Consider the following 22,188-nt stretch of genomic DNA (forward strand, 5'->3'; position numbering starts at 1 on the left):
CGTCCCGCCCGGCGCTCACAGCACTGCGTCCGAGATGAGCTTGCCCAACAGCAGCACCAGCACCACCAGCATCATGGGGCGGATGAAGCGTGCACCTTTTTTCAGGGCGAAATGGGAGCCCAGCAGGTTGCCCAGAATGTTGCTGACGGCACAGGGGATGCCGATGTGGAACACCATCAGACCGTTCATCAGATAGGTGAACAGGCTGGCGTAGTTGCTGGCAAGATTCAGCACCTTGCCGTTGCCGTTGGCGGTGCGCAGGTCAAAGCCCATCAGGGTGGTAAAGGCAATGATGGCAAAGGTGCCGGTGCCCGGGCCCACGATGCCGTCGTACAGGCCGATGCCCAAGCCGATGCCCAGCGCCAGCAGGATCTTTTTCAGGTTCAGGGTGCCGTCGTCCCGGTTCTGGTCCGGCAGGTCGCGCTGCCACAAAATGACCACCGCCGCCACCGGCAGGATAAGGAACATCATGGTGCGCAGCAGCTCATCGCTGAGCAGCAGCACGATGTGCGCCCCCAGTGCACTGCCCGCAAAGCTGCCAATGGCTGCAAGGATGCCCACCTTCAGGTTCATGGCACCGTTTTTGAAAAAGTTGGCTGTGGCAAAAGTGGTGCCGCAGGCGGCGCTGAATTTGTTGGTAGCATAGGTGTAGTGGGGCGGCAGCCCGGCAAACAGATAGGCCGGCAGGCTGATAAGGCCGCCGCCTCCGGCTGCCGAATCCACAAAGCCTGCAAAGCCCGTCATCAGAATGAGAAACGCCATCATCCATGGCGAGAGCGTGGTACTCATTGTTATAATTCCCTCTATTTTTCCAGTTTTTTTGCACGTGCATTTCAGGACAGGGACAGCCGTCCCTCACAGGCCAGCACCTGATCCAGGATCATGCGGGACACCCTTGCACCGTACACCATGGCGGGGTGTTCATTGTACTCGATGATATCATGAAAGTCCTTGTTCATCAGCACGATGACATACTCGCCGTAGGGGGTATGGACGATGCCGCCATCGTTGCGGCAGGCGTTCATGCTGCCGCTCTTGCTGGCCACCCAGATGAGCTCCGGCGCACCGGTCTCCTCGCAGTCCAGATAATACTGAGGAAAATCGTGGGTCAGCATGGTGTTGTAGTGCTGCTGGCGCAGGATGGCAAGCATCTCGGCGCTGGCTTCCTGGCTGACCAACTCCCCTTTTGCAATGCGGGCGAACAGTGCCGCATAGTCCCGGGGCGTGGTGGTGCCAAGCTGGCGGTAACGGTCAAAGTGCAGCGGATTGTGCAGCACCGTGTGGGCAAAGCCCAGCTCCCGGATGCAGGCGTTGATGGTGTCCAGCCCCAGATAGTCGATGAGCATGTTGGTGGCGATGTTGTCCGAACAAATAATCATCATGGTAGCGGTATCTTTTACTCTGAGGCGTGCGCCCACACCCAGCGCCCGCAGCATGCCGCTGCCGTCCACAAACTGGCTCTGCTCGTAGGCAAGCTCGTCCATAAGGCTGGCCCTGCCCCGCTGCACCTGCAAATACAGCGCCGCCAGAAGGAACGCCTTGATGGTGGATGCGGTCTCGAACTCCTCGTCCGCGCCCACCTCCACGGTATGGCCCTGCAGGTCGTCCACGAACACGCTCATTCTGCCCTGATAGCAGTACAGTTCCGCAGCAATGCGCTTTTCCAGCGTCATATTTTTATCCATATCGGCATATTCTCCGTTGATATTACAGATTCTCCTCAAAAAAGCGCATGGCGTTGCGGAAATAGACCCCCTCCACCTCGTCCTCGGTGAAGCCCTCTTTGCGCAGGGCATCCGCCAGCAGCGGCAGGAAGGCAGCATTTTCCAGCTGGTGGGGGCCATCGATGCCATCAAAATCGCTGCCAAGGGCGATCATCTGCGCACCGCCCACCTGTTTGTAGTGGGCCGCATGCTTCGCAATGAGCGCCGCCGTGCTGCGGCAGCGTTCCGGGTGGGTGGGGTCGGCGTCCAGAAAGGGCGCATAGTAGTTCAGGCCCGCAATGCCGCCGCGCTCCGAAAGGGCACGGATCATCTCATCGGTCAGGTTGCGGGTGTGGGGTGCCAGTGCACGGCAGTTGGAGTGGCTGGCCGCAAAAGGCCGGGTGCCGTGCTCCACGATATCCCAGAAGCCCTTATCCGAAAGATGGCTCACGTCCACGATCATATGCAGCCGCTCCATCTCGGCCAGAAATTCAAAGCCTGTTCCGGTCAGACCCTTTTCGGTCTGGGGCACCAGCACGCCGCCGGGGTTCCGCTGCGGGCTTGCCAGCTCGTTTTCGTGGTTCCATGTCAGGGTCATCATGCGCGCGCCCAGCTCATACATCCGGCGCAGCACCCCCACGCTGCCCTTGCAGCAGGCGCCTTCCTCGATGGTGAGCATCCCGCTGATCTTTCCCGCCGCAGCATTCCGGCGGATGTCCGCCGCCGTGTACACCGGAGCAATTTTTTCCGGGTATGCCGCCATGATGCGCTTGAACTGGTCGATCTCTTCCAGCGCTGTCACCAGCGGGTCCGCTCCGGGCGTCTTATCACCCAGATTGACGAATGCTGCAAAGCACTGCAGCAGATAGTCGCCTTTCTGTAATTTTTCAAGGTCGATATGCAGATCGTTCTGCGCAAAACTCTTGGGCCGTCCCGCCTTTTCGGCGCGGCGCAGCTCGCTGAGGGTGTCACAGTGCAGATCCCAGACTTTCATGGCAGTCTCTCCTTATTCTTCCTGCAGCAGCTGCAGCAGCTCTTCCGGCTTCATGGACAGGATCGCTCCGTCTGCCGAGCCGGTGACCGTCTCGGCAAGGTCCTGCTTTGCCTGCTGCAGCTCCACGATCTTTTCTTCAATGGTGTCCTGCGCAATGAGCTTGTACACCTGCACCGGATTGCGCTGGCCGATGCGGTAGGCGCGGTCGGTGGCCTGATTCTGCGCGGCCACGTTCCACCACGGGTCGTAGTGGATGACGATATCTGCCGCCGTCAGGTTCAGGCCGGTGCCGCCCGCCCGCAGCGAAATGAGGAACACATCCGCTTCGCCGCTGTTGAACCGGCGCACAAGCTCCGCACGCACCGGCTTTGGAGTGGAGCCCTGCAGGGTAAAGTGGCTCACGCCTGCTTCGTCCAGCCGTTTTGCCAGCAGTTCCAGCATGGAGGTGAACTGGCTGAACAGCAGGATGCGGTGTCCGCCCTCCACAGCAGCCGTCACCAGCTCCATGCAGGCATCCAGCTTGGCACTGCCGCCGTCCCAGTTGTCCGCCACAAGGCGGGGGTCGCAGCAGATCTCCCGCAGGCGCATGAGCACCGCGAACACCGCCATTTTGTCCTCGGGCTTGGCGGCGCGCAGCTTTTCCCGCGCGTCCACCACAGCGGCAAGGTAGAGCTTGCGCTGCTGCTCGTCCAGCTCGATGCGGTGGAGATTCTCGGTCTTGGGCGGCAGCTCTTTAAGCACCTCGGACTTCATGCGCCGCAGGATGAACGGCCCGGTCAGCTGGTTCAGCCGCCGCAGGGCTTCCTTGTCCTCCTCCTGCACGATGGGCTTTTCAAACCGGGCGCAGAAGGTCTTGTAGGGCGGCAGATACCCCGGCATCAGGAAGGAGAAGATGCTCCACAATTCGCCCAGGCGGTTTTCCACCGGGGTGCCGGTAAGGGCGAACCGCACTTTGCTGTTCACCCCGCACACCGCCTTGTATTTCTGGGTGGTGTGGTTCTTGATGGCCTGGGCTTCGTCCAGAATGCAGGCATAGAACGCCTGCTCCGCATACCGCTCTTCGTCCCGGCGCAGCAGGTCGTAGCTGGTCACCACAAGGTCGGCGTTTGCCCACTGCTTTGCCAGCTCGGCACGGTGGGCGGCGTCGCCGTCCACCGCCACACAGATGAGCTGCGGCGTGAACTTTTTGCATTCCTCCTGCCAGTTGAGCACCAGCGACGCCGGGCAGACGATGAGGCTGGGCAGGGTCTGCCCGCTTTCCTTCATGGCCAGCAGGTAGCTGAGCACCTGCACCGTCTTGCCAAGGCCCATATCATCGGCCAGAATGCCGCCCATGCCGTAGCCGTCCAGCGTGCGCAGCCAGCGGTAGCCGTCCCTCTGGTACTTGCGCAGCACATTGTGCAGGCTTTCCGGCGGGGTATACTCGCTGTCCTTCACGGCATGGAAGCTGCGGCTGATGCGGCGGAAGGCATCGTCGCGGTTGAAGCGCAGGCCGTTCTGGCCCGAGAGCGCCCAGTCCAGACTGGGTGCCCGGTAAAGCGGCAGTTCGGCGTGGCCGTTCCGGAGTCTGACACCGGAAAGCTCCAGTGTATCGTTCAGTTCATCCAGCCCTTCCAGACTGTCGTCCAGCCGCAGCAGGCTCCCGTCCCGCAGGCGGTGGTAGCGCTTTTTCTGATGCAGGGAGCGCAGCAGCTCTTTCAGCTCGGCCACCGGGAACTCGCCGGTGTCCACTTCCAGATCCAGCACGCTGCCGTGCACCGAAACGCCCACCGTAATGCGCGGCGGCGCGGCCTGCAGGCTGCGGAATGCATCGCTCAGGTAGACTTCGCCCTCTGCCAGCAGGGCCTGGATGCCTTCTTCCAGCAGACGGCAGATCTCTTCCTCGTCGGCGGTGCCGTACACTTCCTCATTGCCTCCGACGCCGGGCTGCAGATAGGAAGCCAGCAGCCGCTTTGCACGACTCTCGGCACGCACATCCCGCAAGAGGCCCGCCGGGGCCGGGGCAAACGGTGTGACCTTATCCTCTCCGTACAGAAATTCCGCGTGGGCCTCAATGCGGAAGCTGTCCGGCGCATCCAGATAGAACTGCACCACCGGCTCCAGCGGGATCTGGTTCAGCAGAAGGCGTTCCGGGTCCACGATATTCAGCCTGCTGCCCAGCTCCGGCAGCACATAGCTGCAAAAGGCGGTGGCATCTGCGTTTGTAAAAAACAGGCTCTTGCCGCCCAGCGCCTGCAGCGCAGGCAAGATGCGGGTACAGCCGGGCCGCTGCAGCCGCCAGAGGGTGTCCTCGCTGAACAGATAATCATAATCCAGCCCCTGCACAGCGGAAAGTGCGGGTTCGCCCTCCACCTGCACGCCGCCGCGGCTGCGTGCCACGGTCAGGGTGACTGCGGGCAGCCCCTCCCGCAGCTCGTAGCCGCCCAGAAAGCCGGTGTGTGCGTACATCTGAACAAGGGCGTCAAAGTTTTCTCCGGTCAGGATCATGCCGCCTGCCGGGCCCTGCTCGGCCCCGCCATACACCCGCACTGCAGCCTTATCCAGACTCTGCCTTGCGCTCACCTGACGGCGCAGCAACTGCAAAAGGGCGCGGGACTCCTCATCAAAGGCATCCCACCGGTGCACAAAGGCCAGCGCCTTTCCGTAACTGACGCTGCGGCCGTGTTCGATGTTCTCCAAAAGGTCCGGGATGCTCTTGACCACATACTGCCGCCCGCCGTCCGAAATGCGCAGCCGCAGCCATGGCTGCGCGCCGGGCAGCAGGGTCAGCTCCGGTTCCAGCCGGACAAAACCGGTGCGCTGGGGCACCTCGCCGCCGCCAAGGTCCTCCAGCGCGGCTTCCTTATAGGTATCCAGCAGCCTGCGGGCCTCGTTGTCCGACACCGGCGCTTCCCCGTGCCACTTTTTGCCAAACAGCATCTCCAGACCGGAAGCGTAGCTGTCGCGGCGGGATGGCTCTGTTCCCAGCCCGGCAGTGCCCCGCACCACGCCCGGAATGGCATCCGGCTTTGCAGCGGGGGCGGGCGCATTCTTTTCCGCATCCTCCATCAACAGCGCACCAATGTGCTTGCAGTAGGCACCCTCGCCGTTCTGGTTATACGGGCAGCTGCAGGACGCGCTGACAAAGCTGCCGTTTTCCCGCAGCCATGCCTGCGTGTAGTAATAGCTGCCGCCGCTGCCCTGCACCATGGCCGAAATGTGGCGCACCCCATCGGCGTTGACGGTGCAGGTGCTCTGCTGGATGCGCCTGCGGTATTTTTTGACCCGCTCAAAAATAGTTTCGCCCAAAAGCGCGCGGATCTCGTCTGCATCCATGGTTGTTCCCTCCCGGTCTCAGAAGCTGGTAATAAACCTTTTTATCTTATAAGAATACCGCACCCCGCTCCCGGATGCAAGTGGAAGTTGCGGCTCCTTTTGGGTACAAAAAATCCCGCTCCTTTTAAAGAAGCGGGATCATTTTCCGGTTTTACGGTCACTCGGCAGGCTTGGTCAGCTCGGAGTCGGTCTCAAGGGCGCGCTCGCGGATCTTTTCCAGCGTCTGCTCGCTCAGGATATGCTCTGCCTTACAGGCGTCCTCGGCGGCGGTCTTTTCGTCCACGCCCAGCTGCATAAAGAAGTGGGTCAGCAGACGGTGACGGCCATAGATACGCTCTGCGATCTCGCGGCCCGGTGCCAGCAGGGTCAGGTTGCCCTCGCCGTCCACCGCGATATAGCCGTTCTCGCGCAGCTTTTTCATGGCAATGCTGACGCTTGCCTTGGTAAAGCCCAGCTCATTGACAACGTCAATGGAGCGCACACGGCCCATCCGCTGGGTGAGCATAAGGATCGTTTCGAGATAATCTTCTGCGGATTGGTGGATCTGCATGGTATGTTTGCCTCCTGTCTGTGCCGGGATGCAAAGCACCACGGTTTCATATAGTACAAGATATCACACTTTTGACCGATGTGCAAGCAATTCGCGGAAGTTTGTTAAAGCAAACCAATTTTCTTCTGCATAAATCTGCTGTTTTGCCGGTTTTTAGCCCGGCTGCATTTTGTGCAAAGGCGATGAATTATGTTGTTTCCAGATATGCCGCCGGGCCGGACTGGTACAGATCGCCGCCGTGGGCGTCCAGGATCACCGTCAGCGGCATGTCCTTCACAGTCAGGCGGCGCACCGCTTCACAGCCAAGATCCGGCCATGCGATGACTTCCAGCGTCTGCACGCTCTTTGCCATCAGGGCACCGGCACCGCCCAGAGCGGCCAGATACACCGCGCCGTTGCGCACCACAGCAGCCTTTACGGCATCGTCCCGCTTGCCCTTGCCGATCATGATCTTGTTGCCAAGGTCCAGCAGGCGCGGGCTCATGGCGTCCATGCGTCCGCTGGTGGTAGGCCCTGCCGAGCCGATCACCTCGCCCGGCCGCTCCGGCGTAGGGCCTACGTAGTATATGGCGCTGCCTTCAAGTTCAAAGGGCAGCGTTTCCCCCTTATCCAGTGCTTCGGTCATGCGCTTGTGAGCCTGATCCCGGGCGGTGTACACCACGCCGGAAAGCAGCACCGTATCGCCCGCCTTGAGCGGGGCAAGATCCTGCACGGTGCAGGGGGTGGTCAGTCTGTATTCCATAGTTCTCCCCTCCTTACAGCTCCGCGCTGGCGCGGCGGGTCACATGGCAGGAAACGTTCACTGCCGCAGGCAGACCTGCCACATGGGTAGGCATCTGCTCAATGGCAAGGCCCAGACAGGTGGTTTTGCCGCCAAACCCCTGGGGGCCGATGCCCAGCTCATTGATGGCGGCCAGCAGCTCCTGTTCCAGCTGTGCGTAATAGGGGTCAGGGTTCGGGACATCCAGCGGGCGCAGCAGGGCCTTCTTTGCCAGATACGCCACCTTGTCAAAGCTGCCGCCCACGCCGATGCCCAGCACAATGGGCGGGCAGGGATTGGAGCCTGCCAGCTTCACCGTGTCCAGCACGAACTTCTTGAAGCCCTCCACGCCGTCGGCGGGCTTGAGCATCTGGATGCGGCTCATGTTCTCGCTGCCAAAGCCCTTGGGTGCCACCGTGATGCGGCAGCCCTCGCCGTCCACCAGATGCACCGTGATGGCCGCCGGGGTGTTGTCGCCAGTATTGCCCCGGCGCAGCGGGTCGGCTACGATGCTCTTGCGCAGGTAGCCGTCGGTGTAGCCCCGGCGCACGCCATCATGGATGGCGGCTTCAAAGCTGCCGTCGATGTGCACATCGGTACCCAGCTCCACGAACACGCAGGCCATGCCGGTGTCCTGACAGATGGGCAGGTTTTCCTCTCTGGCTGCAGAGAGATTGGACCACAAAAGGTCCAGCGTATTCTTGGCCAGCGGCCACGGCTCTTCCTGCCGGGCCTTGTCCAGCGCGGCCTGCACGTCCTGCGGCAGGCGGGTGTTGGCTTCGATGCACAGCCGTGCAACGGTATCCGTGATCTCCTGTGCGGAAATGGTTCTCATAACCCTGTCCTCCGCTTACAGACGGGCCACGCCGGTCTCACGGGCAGCCTTTGCCACGGCGTTTGCCACGGCCTCGGCCACGCGGGGGTCGAACGCGCCGGGGATGATGTTCTCCTCGCTGCGGTCGGCATCGGTGATGAGGTCGGCGATGGCGTAGGCAGCGGCCAGCTTCATCTCATTGTTGATGTCCCGGGCGCGGACGCTGAGCGCGCCCTTGAACAGGCCGGGGAAGCACAGCACGTTGTTGACCTGATTGGGGAAGTCGCTGCGGCCGGTGGCCATCACCCGCACGCCGCCGGCCTTGGCCTCGTCCGGCATGATCTCCGGGGTGGGGTTGGCCATGGCAAAGACGATGGCGTCCTTGTTCATGGTCTTGCACAGCTCCGTGGTCAGGATGCCGGGCTTGGACACGCCGATGAACACATCGGCACCTTCCAGTGCCTCCTTCAGGCCGCCCTTGACCTGACGGGGGTTGGTCACCTCGCCCAGCCAGTTCTTGTGGGCCTCGGCGCTGTTGCAGCCCTTGTACAGGGTGCCGAACTGATCCACTGCAATGATGTCCTTTGCGCCTGCGGTCATGAGCATCTTGATGATGGCAGTACCGGCAGCGCCGGGGCCGTTCAGGACGATGTGCACATCCTCCATCTTCTTGCCCACCACACGCAGGGCGTTGATGAGGGCAGCAGTGACCACGATCGCGGTGCCGTGCTGGTCATCGTGGAACACCGGGATGTCCAGCTCCCGCTCCAAGGTTTCCTCGATCTCAAAGCACTCGGGGCTCTTGATGTCCTCCAGATTGATGCCGCCAAAGGTGGGCGCAATGGCCTTGCAGGCAGCAATGACGCTGGCAGCGTCGTGGGCATCGATGCAGATGGGGAAGGCGTCTACGCCGCCGAACTCCTTGAACAGCACCGCCTTGCCCTCCATGACCGGCAGACCGGCCTCCGGGCCGATATCGCCCAGACCCAGCACAGCCGTGCCGTTGGAAACGACCGCCACCATGTTGCCCTTGAAGGTGTACTTATACACGTCCTCGGGGTTTTCCTTGATCTTGCGGCAGGGCTCTGCCACGCCGGGGGTGTAGGCGGTGGACAGGTCGTCGCGGGTAGCGACCTCCACCTTGCTCACGATGCCCACCTTGCCTTTGTGGGTCTCGTGCATTTCCAGAGCAGCTTTATTGTAATCCATTTAAATTTCCTCCATTGCGGTTCGCATCCTCGCCCTCTCTCAGCGGAAAAGCCTCCCTCATTGAGGGAGGGGCCTTATGTTCCCGGGAAGGCTCACTTATTTTTATTGTAACAGAACCGCCTGCCCATTTCCACCGCTTTTGCCCATTTTTGCGCCCACAGGCAGGCAAAAGTGATACAAACCCGCCGCAGGATTTGTGGAAATTTTGCAAAAAACTTTTCTTTTGCCGTCAGAACGTATATAATGGATGGGAGTCTATTCCGGTTTTACGGCCCGAGCATCCTGCGGGCCGATTTTTATGGAGGTATTTCTTTTGAAAAACAACACCAAAAAGCTCCTGTGCATCCTGCTGGCCCTTGCCGCAGTGGTGTGCGTCATTGTCGCCTGCTTCACGCTGAGCAGGCGCAAGCAGACCGACAGTGCATCTTCCGGCAGTGCATCTTCCACTGCTGCGTCTGTCTCACAGTTTGGTTCTGTGGCCGACTTCGATTACGAGACCTTTGATTACAGCGATGGTCTGGACGAAAACGGCTATTGGAACGGCATCAAAGCACTGGACTATGTAACCCTGCCGGAGGACTTCGGCTCCATCGCCCTGAAGGAGAGCGACCTGACCCCCACCGAAGATGAGCTGCAGCAGCAGATGGACAGCCTGCTGAACCAGTACACCACCTCCCAGCCTGTTACCGGCCGTGCCGCCCAGAGCGGGGATGTTGCCAACATCGATTACACCGGCACCGTAGATGGCGTGGCCTTTACCGGCGGCACTGCCACCGGCTACGACCTGACGCTGGGCAGCGGTTCCTTCATCGATGGCTTTGAGGACCAGATCATCGGCCACAATGTGGGCGACACCTTTGATGTGACCGTCACCTTCCCGGACGGCTACGGCGATTCTACCGACGCCGAGGGCAACACGATCACCCTCAGCGGCAAGGAAGCCGTGTTCAGCGTGACCCTGAACTCCCTTTCCGAGAACGTGACCCCCGAACTGACCGATGAATGGGTGGAGTCCAACTTTGGCGTCAGCGACGATTTGCACACCGCCGACCAGCTGCGCAGCTACTTTAGCGATGCACTGTATGCCAACAACTACGACAATGCCATCGTGGACTACCTGATGGCCAATTCCACCTTCAAGGAGCTGCCTGCCGAGATCACCAGCTACTACATCCGCATGTTCCTGAACCACTACAACCAGTACGCCACCGCCTACAGCATGGATCTGAACGCCTTTGCCCAGACGCAGGGCTACACCAGTGCGGATGCCATGCTGGCCGCTTCGGATGCCTATTTTGAGCATCTGGCAAAGCAGGATCTGATCTTTCAGGCCGTGGCTGAAGCCAAGAGCCTTGCTCCCACGCAGGAAGAACTGGACGACGCCAGCAGCACCTATGCCGACACCTACGGTGAGAACCGTGCGCACCTGAACGCTCTGCAGGCCTGTGTGCTGGCCTGGCTGGAAGAGAATTCCACCGTAGCGTAAAAACGCAGGAACCCTTTAGAATGCCCTCCGCTCCGCTCTGGGCATATTCAGAGGAAAATTTATCTTTCATTTGCAGCTCCGAAAAGCCTGCGGGCTTTTCGGAGCTGCTTTTTCACAGGAAGGGCCGGAGCTTTCAGATGCTGTTTTTCTTTGCAGCCCCTTCTGTGAAAAATGCAATACCGGACAGACCGCAGTCTGTCCGGTATTGCTCTAATAAAAAATAGTATTTCCGCTATTTATGCCCAGAGCGAAGCGGCGGGCATTTTCAAATCGTCAGGCTTTTTCTTTCTTTCCGCCGTTCAGCTTCCAGAGCAGCCATGCATAGAAGTAATTCATCAGCAGGATGGCGATGCACCACAGCACCGATGCCTGCACGCTCTGGTCATACACCTTCATAAAGGGATACGGCCCATCCACCACGCGCTGGATGTTCAACCACAAAATGATGCCGCCATACAGCACCGTGGGCAGCAGCGCCCACTTGACCGTGCTGCGGGGCAGGCGCGGTGTGCGCTCCAGCAGCACAAAGGAGAAGATGGCTGCCAGCGGATTGAGCAGATGATGGTACAGCATGGAGCTGGTGCACAGCATGATGTACCAGCCGTTTCCATCCTCATACATGGGGCCCAGCACGAACACCACCGTGAGAAAGGTCATGGTCAGGCAGCAGGTGGCGATATACTTGAGGGTGTGCAGCCAGCGCGGCAGTTCCCTGCCGGTAAAGATGCACACCAGCTGACTCACCGCCACCATAGCGCAGATGCAGGCCGAAAGGATGTTGGAATCCTCCGTGTAGAAAATGAACATCTGCTCTTTGCCCCAATCCCAGCTCATGGGCAGGGCAATAGGCTCCGCCCAGACGATGAACAGGTTCAGCGCGATGGAGAGCAGGCGGCGCACCGTATCAGCAAATTTTTTCATGATATTTTCCTAATAGCAAAACCCTCTCCGTCAGTGCGGACGCATTGCCACCTCTCCTGAAGGGCGAGGTTTTGGCTGCAGAGATAAATTTCTCCGTTTTTGCCAAAGCTCCCCCTTTCGGGGGAGCTGGCAATGCCGCAAGGCATTGACTGAGAGGGTTCTTTTTATTTTGCGGTGTTGATGAAGCTGCGGTTGTCCCACAGGTATTTGATGCCGGAAATGGCCGTCACGGCAGCCACCAGCCAGCACAGCACCATGGAAATGCTGATTACCAGGATCTGCCGCGCGCCCTGCTCTGTGCCGGTAGCCGACATGCTTGCAATGGACATGCCAAAGAAGTAGAAGATGATGCTCAGCATCTGCAGCACGGTCTTCACCTTGCCCCACATGTTGGCGGCGATCACCTTGCCGTCCTTGGCGCCGGCGGCCACCATGCGCAGGCCGGACACAGCAAATTCGCGGGCCAGAATGATGCACAGCACCACCGGGCTGCACACGCCGTCCCGCATCATGTAAATGAAGGCCACAGTGGTGAGCAGTTTGTCGGCCAGCGGGTCGGCAAACTTGCCGAAGTCGGTCACCATGTTCCACTTTCTGGCCAGATGGCCGTCCAGAAAATCGGTAAAGCTGGCGGCAGCAAAGACGATGCCTGCGATCAGGTAATACGTCGGCTGGAAGGAGCCATCCGCGATGCCGTTCAGACCGGTCAGGGACGCAAAGATCATGAACACGGGCACCAGCAGGATGCGGGTCAAGGTAAGCTTATTGGGCAGATTCATACAGATTCCTCCAATTTGTTATTTTGCAACAGTGCCATATAGATCGTAAAGGTCGCTGTCGTCCACCAGGACATCGTAGAACTGGCCGGGATACAGCGGTTCCTCGCTGGAAACGCAAACATTGCCGTCCACCTCAGGGGCGTCGCCGGTGGTGCGGCACAGATACAGGCCGCTCTCCTCGTCGATGCCGTCACAAAGCACATGCACGGTCTGGCCCACCTTTTCGGCCTGCTTCTGGGCCATGATGCCGGTCTGGATCTGCATCACCAGTTCGGCGCGCCTGTCCTTGGTCTCCTGATCAATCTGGCCGTCCATCTTGGCAGCAACGGTGTTTTCCTCGGCCGAGTAGGCAAAGCAGCCCAGACGGTCGAACTTTACTTCCTTGACGAAATTGCACAGATCCTCGAACTGCTCCTCAGTCTCGCCGGGGAAGCCTGCGATCAGGGTGGTGCGCAGGGTGATGCCGGGGATCTCGCGGCGCAGCTTGCCGATCACCTCCAGCAGCTCGGCGCGGTTGGAACGGCGGTTCATATTCTTGAGGATGGTATCGTTGCAGTGCTGGATGGGCAGGTCAAGGTAGGGCACCACTTTCTCATTGCGCTTCATGGCGGCAATAAACTCGTCCGTGATGCGCTCCGGGTAAGCGTACATAATGCGGATCCACTCGAGGCCCGGCACCTTGTTCAGCTTATCCAGCAGCTCGCAGATGCTGCCGGGCTTGCCCCAGTCCTCGCCGTAGGCGGTGGGGTCCTGCGCGACCACGATCAGCTCTTTCACGCCCTCACCGGCCAGCCAGCGGGCCTCGGCCACGCAGTCGGCCATATCCCGGCTGTGCAGCGGGCCGCGGATGCCGGGGATGGCGCAGTAGTGGCAGCGGTTGTTGCAGCCCTCTGCAATTTTTAAGTACGCATAGTGGGCGGGCGTGCCGATGACACGCTTGCCGCCCAGCGGGAAGTCCTTTTTGGCACCGTAGCTTTCCAGATGATCCTCACCATGGAACAGGCGGTCCACGATGGTGTCGATGGCCTTGTTGGAGGCACAGCCCACCACCGCGTCCACCTCGGGAATCTCTTCCTCGATCTGGCTGCGGTAGCGCTCGGCAAGACAGCCGGTGACGATGACCTTCAGCTCTGGGTTCTGCTGCTTGTAGGAGCAGGCTTCCAGAATGTTTTCAATGGCTTCGGTCTTGGCGCTCTCGATAAAACCGCAGGTGTTCACAAGGATCACATCTGCTTCGGCCAGATCTGCCACGGTCTCGTGGCCGGCAGACAGCAGGATGTGCACCATCACATCCAGATCGACCTGATTTTTGGGGCAGCCAAGGGAGATACATGCAATTTTCATAGGGGGTGATACTCTCTTTCTCTTTTGAGGGGATGCTTTTAAAATTTACGATTTCATGATTTAAAATGCGCTCCGCGTTCGCTTTGCGCATAGACAGCGGAAGAATTATTTTAAATTTCGGGTCACAGGAAAGTCTGCGGACTTTCCTGTGACCCATTTTCACGGAGAGGAGTCGCGGAGGGAAGCAGCTGCTGCCGCGCCTGCTTTCTATGGAAGCGGCGGTGCGGCGGGAAGTTTTCTGCGAACTGCGGAACCCTCTCAGTCACGCCTCCGGCGTGCCAGCTCCCCCGAGGGGGGAGCTTTTGGCGATGCGGTAAAGTTTCCGGTTTCGTCAGGCTCCCTCTTTGAGGGAGCTGGCATCGCGCAGCGATGACTGAGAGGGTTCTACTCCTCCTCCGCCCTGCGGATGGCTTCCTTCACCACCGGGTAGGCAAAGCCCCGGCGCATGAGGGCAGCAGTCACAAGGTCGCGGCGGCCATCGGCCAGCTTTTTCATATAGCGGCTTTGCACCAGAGCGGCGGCAGCTTCCAGCTCCGGGCTTTCGCCGTCCTCATCTGGGGCATAGACGCTTTCCAGTGCCTGCTCGATCTGCGTACCGGAAAGGCCCTTCTGCCGCAGGTTCTGGGCCGCCGCACGGCGGCTCTTGCGGGCAGCAAGCAGGCTGTGGGCACGGGCCTCGGCATAGCGGTCATCGTTTACGTAATCCCGCTCCACCATTTCTGCCACGGCTGCAGCCGCAGCCTGCTCCGTAAAACCATAGCACAGCCGCTCGTACAGCTGGGCCGAGGACATTTCCCGCGAGGCCAGCGCATCCAGTGCGCGGGCGCGGGCCTTGGCCGGGTCGGCACACTTTTCTTCTTCCGGCTTCGGGCGGCGGCGTTTATAAAAGGACATTTAATCCTCCACCATGATATCCAGCTCGCTCTCGCTGCTGCGGGCAGGTGCCTTGACCACCGGCTCCTTAGCGTCCTTTGCCGCTTCTGCAGGCTCTTCGGCCTTGGAAGAAGCATTCTTGCCTGCCGGGCGGCGGGAAGCGTACAGCTTGTCGGCATTGGCGCGGATCTGGCCCTCGATGTCGTTTGCGATCTCGGGATTGTCCTTCAGGAACTGCTTTGCGTTGTCGCGGCCCTGCCCCAAACGGACATCGCCATAGTTGAACCATGCGCCGCTCTTCTGCACGATGCCCAGCTTCACGCCCACATCGATGAGTTCACTCATCTTGGAGATGCCCTCGCCGAACATGATATCGAACTCTGCCTCACGGAACGGAGGTGCCACCTTGTTCTTGACGATCTTGGCGCGGGTGTGGTTGCCGATGAACTGGCCGGAGGAGTCCTTCAGGCCCTCCACGCGGCGGATGTCGATGCGCACCGAGGCGTAATATTTCAGGGCACGGCCACCGGTGGTGACCTCCGGGTTGCCGTACATCACGCCCACCTTCTCGCGCAGCTGGTTGATGAAGACGCAGACCGTGTTGGTCTTGCCGATGACCGAAGTCAGCTTGCGCATGGCCTGACTCATCAGGCGGGCCTGCAGGCCCACATGGCTGTCGCCCATTTCGCCCTCGATCTCAGCCCTCGGCACCATGGCGGCAACCGAGTCCACCACGATGGCATCGATGGCACCGGAGCGCACCAGTGCTTCGCAGATCTCCATGGCCTGCTCGCCGGTGTCCGGCTGGCTGACCAGGAGATTATTGATGTCCACGCCCAGCGCTTCGGCATAGGTGGGGTCCAGTGCGTGCTCCACGTCAATGAAAGCCACTTCGCCGCCCTGCTTCTGGGCTTCGGCCAGAATGTGCAGTGCCAGCGTGGTCTTACCGCTGGATTCCGGGCCGTACACCTCAATGATGCGTCCGCGGGGCACACCGCCCACGCCCAGAGCCAGATCCAGACCCAGACTGCCGGTGGAAATGGCATCCACCTGCATGGAGGCGTTGTCGCCCAGCTTCATCACGGCACCCTTGCCGAACTGCTTTTCGATCTGGGCCAGCGCAGTGGCCAGTGCGTCCTTTTTTGCCTCCGGCTCGGTCTTTTTGGTGGCCGGGACAACGGTGTTGTTGTTCTGATTTTTCGCCATAGCGTGCTGCTCCTTTTCTTCCTGCTGCCCGCCGTGCGCGGGCTGTCCGTATACCTTCCAGTATAGTATACCACAAAATCAAAATATTACAACAAGAAGTTGTTTGCTTTTTTCGTTTGATCAGCCGGGTCTGCGGGCGATCATGCACCGGTCGTTGCCGCCAAAATCCTTGCGGCACGCAATGTCTGCCCAGCCGTTTGCAGCCAGCAGTGCCGTCACAGCTTCCCTCTGCTGCCAGCCGATCTCCAGCACCAGTGCGCCGCCGGGCCGCAGCAGCTTCTGGTAATGCTGTGCAAGGGCACGGTAAAACACAAGGCCGTCCTCCCCCGCTTCCAGCGCCATGGCCGGTTCCTGTGCCACCTCCGGCTGCAGGTGCCGCATCTCCTCGGCAGTGAGATACGGCGGGTTGGATACGATGAGGTCAAGCTCCCCTTCCGGTGCACTTTTCCAGTAGGTGAACAGATCCCCCTGCACCGGCTCCACCGCATAGGCCGGCTTTGCCTTTGCGCGCAGGGCATTCAGTGCCGGGCCCCAGTCAAAGGCCGGTGCAGCCTCCTGCTCAAAGGCAGCAGGCTCCAGCAAGTCCTCCGTCTGCCCGCCCTGCCCTTTCAGGGCACAGCGGCAGTTCTTTTCCAGATAAACAAAGGCTTCCGGGCTTTTTTCCACGCAGGTCACCTGCGCCGCCGGGCAGAAGCGCTTGACGCCCAGCCCCAGACAGCCGGTCCCCGCGCAGAGATCCAGCACCCGGGGCGCGGCAATGCCCGTCAGGGTATTGGCAGCCGCTTCCGCTACCACCTCGGTGTCTGCACGGGGGCAGAGCACACCGGGGCCAACGGCAAGGTCAAAATCCAGAAAGCTCCAGATCCCGCACAGGTATTGCAGCGGTTCCCGCTGCTCACGGCGCGTGCAGAGGTTTTCCAGCTTTTCCGCTTCCTCCGTGGTCAGCACTCGGTCAGAAAGGCGGGCATCCCGCCCGGCTGCCGCACGGAACAGCTCCCGTGCATCGTAATCCGCATCCGGACAGCCTGCGGCGACAAGCCGCGCTTCCACCCTGCGCACCGCTTCCCGCGGAGACAGACCTGCACTTACCATCTGCCGTCCTCCGGGTTCTCGGGCAGCACAGGGGTCACGGCGGCAATGGCCACCTCGATCATGCTGTCGTCCGGTTCAAACACGGTCAGGTGCTGCACCCAGATGCCGGGTTGGCGGATGATGCGGGTGGCGATGTTGTCTGACCGACCGCACCATTTGAGCAGCTCGTAGCTGATGCCCATGACCACCGGCAGCAGCAGCAGCTTGAACAGTACCCGCAGGCCGATGCTGCCCCAGGGCAGAACGCTGTACAAAAACACGCTGACGATGACCACCAGAATGAGGAAACTGGTGCCGCAGCGGGGATGGAAGCGGGTGTATTTGCGCACATTCTCCACGGTCAGCGCGTCACCGGCCTCGTAGCAGGCAATGGTCTTGTGCTCGGCACCGTGGTACTCGAACACCCGGTGGATTTCCTTCATTCTGGAAATACCCACCATATAGGTCAGGAAGATAGCGACCTTGAGCACAGCTTCCAGCACCACCTTGCCCCAGCGGCCCAGCGTGATAAAACGGCTCACGCCGCCCACGATGAGGGTGGGCAGCACCGTAAAGAGCAGGATCGCCAGCAGGCCGCCCACCACAGCGGCGCAGGCCAGCAGGGCATCCTCAGCCTTCTGGCCGAAATGCTCTCCCACCCATTTTTCAAAGGCGGTCTCCTCTTCCTCGGGGTCGTAGTCGTCCCCCATGCTCACCTGAGCGGAGTACATCATGTAGTGGTAGCCCACGATCAGACTTTCGATCATGGAGATGGCGCCGCGCACCAGCGGGATCTTGGTCCAGATGCCATGGTTCTTCACGGGGTCGATCTTGGTCTCAATGGTGCCGTCCGGCTTGCGCACCGCGCAGCAGATGAGCTTTGGGCCGCGCATCATAATGCCTTCCATCAGTGCCTGACCGCCCACACTGGTCTTGAAACGTTCCTTTTTTGGTTGATTCATTGGGTTCTCCTATCGGATCATATTTTTCCCGGTCATTTTACCACATAATTGTGACAAAATCTGTATCTGCAAAGCACAAAAAGCTGCCGGTGTGCAATGTTTATGCAGGCTTTATACCTTATGGTACAGCGGCAGGCCCAGTGTGACCACCGTGCCCCGGCCCAGCGTGCTCTTGATGTCCATGGTGCCGTCCAGCGCCGTCATGATGGAATCCACCAGCGCAAGGCCGATGCCGCTGCCCCGCACCGAGTTGCTGCCCTTGTAGAACTTGGTCTTGACATTTTCCAGATCTTCCGGCGGGATGCCGCGGCCCTGATCGATGATCTCCACAAAGGCCTTGTACTCCCCTGCCCACAGCTTGACCGTGATGCGTCCGCCGGGTGCTGAATATTTGATGGCATTGTCCATGATGTTGATGAACACCTGCCGCAGACGATCCGGGTCTGCATAGACCGGAATCATTTCCTCCGGCTCCGTGTAGCTGAGGATGAGTCCCTCCCGCTGGATCCGTGCCTCACAGAAGAGCACTGCGTCGGTCAGCTCTGCCACAAGATCCAGCGGGCGGCAGTCCATGCGGATGCGGCCGTTCTGCAGGCGGCTGAAGTCCAGCAGCTCTTCCACCATGTTGTACAGGCGTCCGGTCTCGTTGTTGATGATTTCAAGGCCCTTGCGGTAGTTTTCATCCGCCGGGTCATCCAGTGTGCGCAGGGTCTCCACCCAGCCCCGGATGGAGGTGAGCGGGGTACGCAGCTCGTGGGACACCGAACTGATGAATTCATTCTTCATTTTCTCGGTCTCTTCCAGACCTTCCGCCATCTGGTTGATGGTACCGCGCAGGCGGTCCACCTCGTCCCGCTCGTCGCCGGTGACCGGCAGGCGCACGTCCAGCTCACCCCGGGCGATGCTGGCTGCGGTGCGCTCCACCTGACCCAGCGGCACTACGATGCTGCGGATGAAGTACAGGCCGGACATCACGGTGAAGGCAAGGATCACCGCCGCGATCACAACACTTACCGCGATGGCGTTCTTGATCTGCGCTCCCACAAGGGTCAGGCTGGTGACAAGACGCATCGCCGCCACATCTTCGGCGGCGTATGGCACCAGATAGCAGGCCGCCATCACCAGCTCGCCGGACTGGGTGCGGTAGACCGCCACGCCAAGACCATCGGAAGCCTCCTGCGCCTGCTCAAAGTCGGTTCCGGTCACAATGCCGTCCGCGCTCGTGCCGCTGGAAGACGCAATGACCCCGCCATAGCTGTCCAGCAGCATGAATTCATATTTATCCTTGTCGGCAAACTGCTCCACCATGCGGCGCAGCGCCATGCTGCGGATCGATGCGGTGCTCTGCACGGTGTCGCCGGTGTACATTTTCAGCTGGCCGGATACCGAGGAGAACCGCCGGTACATGGTCTGCTGAACGCTGTTATAATAGCTGCGTGTGTAGTTGTACAGGAACATGGTTTCGGCCAGCAGCACCAGCAGCACAGTGATGAGCAGGCTGCCGCACAGCCATCGACGGGTGATCCCGCTTCGCATGGCGTTCTCCTCCTTTCAAACGATTTAGAATTGTCTCCGCTTCGCTCTAACAATATCAGCGGAAAAATTATTTTTTATATTTGTAAATTAGAAAAATCTGCGGATTTTTCTAATTTACTTTTTCACGGAAGGGGTCGTAATAGTTAACGACATCTGCTGCTGTCAGCCTTCGGCTGTCGCGCAGCGACTCTCAATCGGCGTAACACAAAAAATCCTTTAGCAAAGCGACTTGGATTTTTTGTATGGAGCCCAACTGCTTTGGGATTATTAAGGGCGAGTAGCCCTTAATTCGTGCCTCCCGCGCCTCGAAAGTAGCGGATACCTTGCCGCGCTGAACACGCGGCATTTGCTGCGCAAACCGATCTGCGGCTTAAAAGCCCCACTGGGGCTTTCATGCCCTGCGGGCACCGCCGTCCTTTCTGGTTCTCTTTTGGCACACAAAAGAGAACATACCCGGCGGCGATACATTTTTCAAAAGCCCTTAAGCCCAACCCACGCGACTACGCTCTGAAGCATCATTCCTCCCACCTGTATCCATAGCCCCACACAGTGAGGATATGGGCGGGCTTGCTGGGTTCGTCCTCCACCTTCATACGCAGGCGGCGGATGTTCACATCCACGATCTTCACGTCACCAAAGTAATTTTCACCCCACACGCCCTTCAGGATCTTCTCACGCACCAGCGCGATGCCGGGATTGCGGAAAAACAGCTCCATGATCTGGAATTCCACCTGTGTCAGCTCGATGGGCTGGCCTGCCTTGAGCAGCACACGGCGGTTCTCGTCCAGCACAAATTCGCCGCTGGTGAGCATTCCCAGCGGGCTGGACTTTTCCTTTTCGTCCCCGCCTGCCGTGCGGCTGACGCGGCGGCAGAGCGCTTCCACCCGGGCCAGCAGCTCGCTGACGCTGAAGGGCTTGGTCATATAGTCGTCTGCGCCGATGGACAGGCCGCGGATCTTATCCTGTTCCTGTCCCTTGGCACTGAGGATGATGATGCCGATCTTCTGGTCGGTGCGGCGGATGGTCTCGCACAGCGAGAAGCCGTTCATGCCCGGCAGCATCACATCCAGGATGGCCGCATCGCAGCCCGGTTTCTGCTCCAGCAGAGGCAGAGCCGCCTCGGCGCTCTCGGCTTCCACCGCCTCCATGCCTGCAAGACGCAGGTTCAGCGCGATCATTTCGCGGATATTGGCTTCATCTTCTACCACAAGCACTCGTACCATGAACTGTTCCTCCGTTCCTTAATTGAGCAGATGCAGCGCCTTGGACAGGCGGTAGTTCTTATCACTGATCTCCACATCCGGGGCAAGTTTCGCCTGCATCTGGCGGGACGCCACGATGCCAAGGCGGGTCCATCCCTTCAGGCTGGATGTGGTGCGCACCAGACGCAGGGTCATTACCAGCTCATCCTCATCCACCGTGCGCAGCTCCACGGCGCCGTCGTATTGTTCGCTGTCGGTAAGCTTCAGGTTGCCCTCCCACTCCATGGGCAGTTCGATATAACAGTTGGTCTCCTCGTCCAGCAGGCCGAAGCTTTTTTCCGGATTCGGGCTGGTATAATCCATCCAGACGATAAAGTCCATGCGGCGGCTCTGGCTCATATTCAAAAGGCCGGCCTCATCGGGCTGGGTGGGGATCTCCACGATGCCGTCGCCGTCCAGATCCTGACTGACCAGACTGGGCACATTGCGCAGGGATGCGGTGTAAAGCTTTTCGGTGCTGATCTGGTCGGCGGGCACCATCTGCTGCGTGTCCTCGTCAAAGTACAGCAGCACCGACGCCAGATTGTTGCCGGAAATACCGGTCCAGCCATCCAGCACCAGATAGTGCCTGCCATCCGCACCCACGCCTGCCGCCACCGAGGCGCAGCCCGAGAAGCGGTCGGCAGAAAGGCCCATGACTGCTACCTGCTGGAAGGAGCCCTCCTTATCTACGGTCAGCAGCTCGATCTGCACGCCGCCGTCCTCCAGCGTGGACATCAGGATCAGATCCTGACTGCCCCCGCCGGTGATATCCTCTACCAGATACTGCTGATACTGCTGTTCCAGAATGGTGGAAAGCTCTCCGTCTGTGTAGGAATACACCGCCAGATAGTGGTCGCCCTGTGCGGCCACATAGCCCACCACCAGCTGGCTGGCATCGCCCGGCTGCAGCTGCGCAAGGCCCACAGAATCCACCGTATCGGCAAGGCCCTCCGCGTTCTGGCGCACCTGCCACATTCCATCGCTGCCCTTTTGCAGGATCGCGACACAGACATTGGAGCTCTGGGCCGTGGTATAAAGCACCGCCGCATCCTGCTGGCCGTCACCGTCCAGATCATGGATGAGGAACGGCGAAAGCAGGTCGCCCTGCATAGGGTACTTGAGCTGTGCGCTCTCCCCCAGCCAGTCGTTCAGCGCCGTCTGCACATCGCCGTAATCACCCGAGAGCTTGGGTGCACGCAGAAGCTCTTCCACCTGCACCTGTTCGCCCGGCATACTGCAGCCTGCAAGACACAGGCACAGCAGGGTGCACAGCAGCCACCGGCAAAACCGTTTGGAATGTTTCAACCGCTGCACCTCCTTTGTGTGGAAAACTTGTCCGGCCAAAGGCCGAAAATACGCTATTGTCAGTATACCACGGGCCGGGCGCAATGCCAACACCTGAAAATGAGAAAGAGGCCGCC

Annotated in this window: 19 protein-coding genes; 1 reads left to right on the forward strand and 18 read right to left on the reverse strand. The window is 59.9% G+C overall.

What is annotated here, in order from left to right; genetic code table 11:
- Nucleotides 1-15: 15 nt before the first annotated feature.
- From MTP37_RS11800 to MTP37_RS11835, 8 genes are all read right to left on the reverse strand, one after another.
- Nucleotides 16-789 carry a TSUP family transporter gene (locus MTP37_RS11800; RefSeq protein ID WP_249237457.1) on the reverse strand — a complete coding sequence of 258 codons (774 nt, stop codon included), beginning with the start codon at nucleotides 787-789 and terminating at the stop codon, nucleotides 16-18.
- Nucleotides 790-833: 44 nt separating this feature from the next.
- Nucleotides 834-1,685, reverse strand: coding sequence for a serine hydrolase (locus tag MTP37_RS11805; protein ID WP_249237458.1), 852 nt, complete (start codon nucleotides 1,683-1,685; stop codon nucleotides 834-836).
- 22 nt (nucleotides 1,686-1,707) lie between these two features.
- Nucleotides 1,708-2,697, reverse strand: a complete 990-nt coding sequence (locus MTP37_RS11810) for a dipeptidase (protein ID WP_249237459.1) — start codon at nucleotides 2,695-2,697, stop codon at nucleotides 1,708-1,710.
- Between the two features lie 12 nt (nucleotides 2,698-2,709).
- Nucleotides 2,710-6,012 carry a DEAD/DEAH box helicase gene (locus MTP37_RS11815; protein ID WP_249237460.1) on the reverse strand — a complete coding sequence of 1,101 codons (3,303 nt, stop codon included), beginning with the start codon at nucleotides 6,010-6,012 and terminating at the stop codon, nucleotides 2,710-2,712.
- Nucleotides 6,013-6,169: 157 nt separating this feature from the next.
- The gene (locus MTP37_RS11820; RefSeq protein WP_249237461.1) at nucleotides 6,170-6,562 is read right to left on the reverse strand and encodes a metal-dependent transcriptional regulator; all 393 of its coding nucleotides are present in this window, start codon (nucleotides 6,560-6,562) and stop codon (nucleotides 6,170-6,172) included.
- Nucleotides 6,563-6,749: 187 nt separating this feature from the next.
- Complete coding sequence (locus MTP37_RS11825) at nucleotides 6,750-7,304, reverse strand: Fe-S-containing hydro-lyase (protein ID WP_249237462.1); 555 nt, start codon at nucleotides 7,302-7,304, stop codon at nucleotides 6,750-6,752.
- Between the two features lie 13 nt (nucleotides 7,305-7,317).
- Complete coding sequence (locus MTP37_RS11830; protein WP_249237463.1) at nucleotides 7,318-8,157, reverse strand: fumarate hydratase; 840 nt, start codon at nucleotides 8,155-8,157, stop codon at nucleotides 7,318-7,320.
- Between the two features lie 15 nt (nucleotides 8,158-8,172).
- Nucleotides 8,173-9,345: an NAD(P)-dependent malic enzyme gene (locus tag MTP37_RS11835; RefSeq protein WP_249237464.1), complete on the reverse strand. Its 1,173-nt coding sequence runs from the start codon at nucleotides 9,343-9,345 to the stop codon at nucleotides 8,173-8,175.
- Between the two features lie 313 nt (nucleotides 9,346-9,658).
- Here MTP37_RS11835 and MTP37_RS11840 point away from each other — a divergent pair, with 313 nt between their 5' ends.
- The gene (locus tag MTP37_RS11840; protein WP_249237465.1) at nucleotides 9,659-10,831 is read left to right on the forward strand and encodes a trigger factor; all 1,173 of its coding nucleotides are present in this window, start codon (nucleotides 9,659-9,661) and stop codon (nucleotides 10,829-10,831) included.
- Between the two features lie 273 nt (nucleotides 10,832-11,104).
- Here the strand turns inward: MTP37_RS11840 and MTP37_RS11845 are convergent, their stop codons facing one another.
- The 10 genes from MTP37_RS11845 to MTP37_RS11890 form a co-directional block, all read right to left on the reverse strand.
- On the reverse strand, nucleotides 11,105-11,752 hold the full coding sequence (locus MTP37_RS11845; RefSeq protein ID WP_249237466.1) for a hypothetical protein: 648 nt from the start codon (nucleotides 11,750-11,752) through the stop codon (nucleotides 11,105-11,107).
- A 164-nt stretch (nucleotides 11,753-11,916) separates the two neighbouring features.
- Nucleotides 11,917-12,531 (reverse strand): CDP-diacylglycerol--glycerol-3-phosphate 3-phosphatidyltransferase, encoded by a 615-nt coding sequence (gene pgsA, locus MTP37_RS11850; protein ID WP_249237467.1) that lies wholly within the window; start codon nucleotides 12,529-12,531, stop codon nucleotides 11,917-11,919.
- An 18-nt stretch (nucleotides 12,532-12,549) separates the two neighbouring features.
- Nucleotides 12,550-13,875: a 30S ribosomal protein S12 methylthiotransferase RimO gene (gene rimO / locus MTP37_RS11855; RefSeq protein WP_249237468.1), complete on the reverse strand. Its 1,326-nt coding sequence runs from the start codon at nucleotides 13,873-13,875 to the stop codon at nucleotides 12,550-12,552.
- A gap of 384 nt (nucleotides 13,876-14,259) precedes the next feature.
- Nucleotides 14,260-14,769 (reverse strand): regulatory protein RecX, encoded by a 510-nt coding sequence (locus MTP37_RS11860; RefSeq protein WP_249237469.1) that lies wholly within the window; start codon nucleotides 14,767-14,769, stop codon nucleotides 14,260-14,262.
- The gene (gene recA, locus MTP37_RS11865) at nucleotides 14,770-15,954 is read right to left on the reverse strand and encodes a recombinase RecA (protein WP_249237470.1); all 1,185 of its coding nucleotides are present in this window, start codon (nucleotides 15,952-15,954) and stop codon (nucleotides 14,770-14,772) included.
- A gap of 120 nt (nucleotides 15,955-16,074) precedes the next feature.
- Nucleotides 16,075-17,046 (reverse strand): N5-glutamine methyltransferase family protein, encoded by a 972-nt coding sequence (locus MTP37_RS11870; protein ID WP_249237471.1) that lies wholly within the window; start codon nucleotides 17,044-17,046, stop codon nucleotides 16,075-16,077.
- The gene (locus MTP37_RS11875; RefSeq protein ID WP_249237472.1) at nucleotides 17,040-17,987 is read right to left on the reverse strand and encodes a DUF1385 domain-containing protein; all 948 of its coding nucleotides are present in this window, start codon (nucleotides 17,985-17,987) and stop codon (nucleotides 17,040-17,042) included. Before MTP37_RS11875 ends, MTP37_RS11870 begins: the two co-directional genes overlap by 7 nt.
- A gap of 111 nt (nucleotides 17,988-18,098) precedes the next feature.
- The gene (locus tag MTP37_RS11880; protein ID WP_249237473.1) at nucleotides 18,099-19,523 is read right to left on the reverse strand and encodes a sensor histidine kinase; all 1,425 of its coding nucleotides are present in this window, start codon (nucleotides 19,521-19,523) and stop codon (nucleotides 18,099-18,101) included.
- A 515-nt stretch (nucleotides 19,524-20,038) separates the two neighbouring features.
- On the reverse strand, nucleotides 20,039-20,746 hold the full coding sequence (locus tag MTP37_RS11885; RefSeq protein WP_249237474.1) for a response regulator transcription factor: 708 nt from the start codon (nucleotides 20,744-20,746) through the stop codon (nucleotides 20,039-20,041).
- Between the two features lie 18 nt (nucleotides 20,747-20,764).
- The gene (locus MTP37_RS11890; RefSeq protein WP_249237475.1) at nucleotides 20,765-22,072 is read right to left on the reverse strand and encodes a hypothetical protein; all 1,308 of its coding nucleotides are present in this window, start codon (nucleotides 22,070-22,072) and stop codon (nucleotides 20,765-20,767) included.
- Nucleotides 22,073-22,188: the final 116 nt, after the last annotated feature.

Origin of the sequence: Faecalibacterium sp. HTF-F (genome assembly GCF_023347535.1) — a bacterium.
Lineage (GTDB): Bacteria > Bacillota > Clostridia > Oscillospirales > Ruminococcaceae > Faecalibacterium > Faecalibacterium wellingii.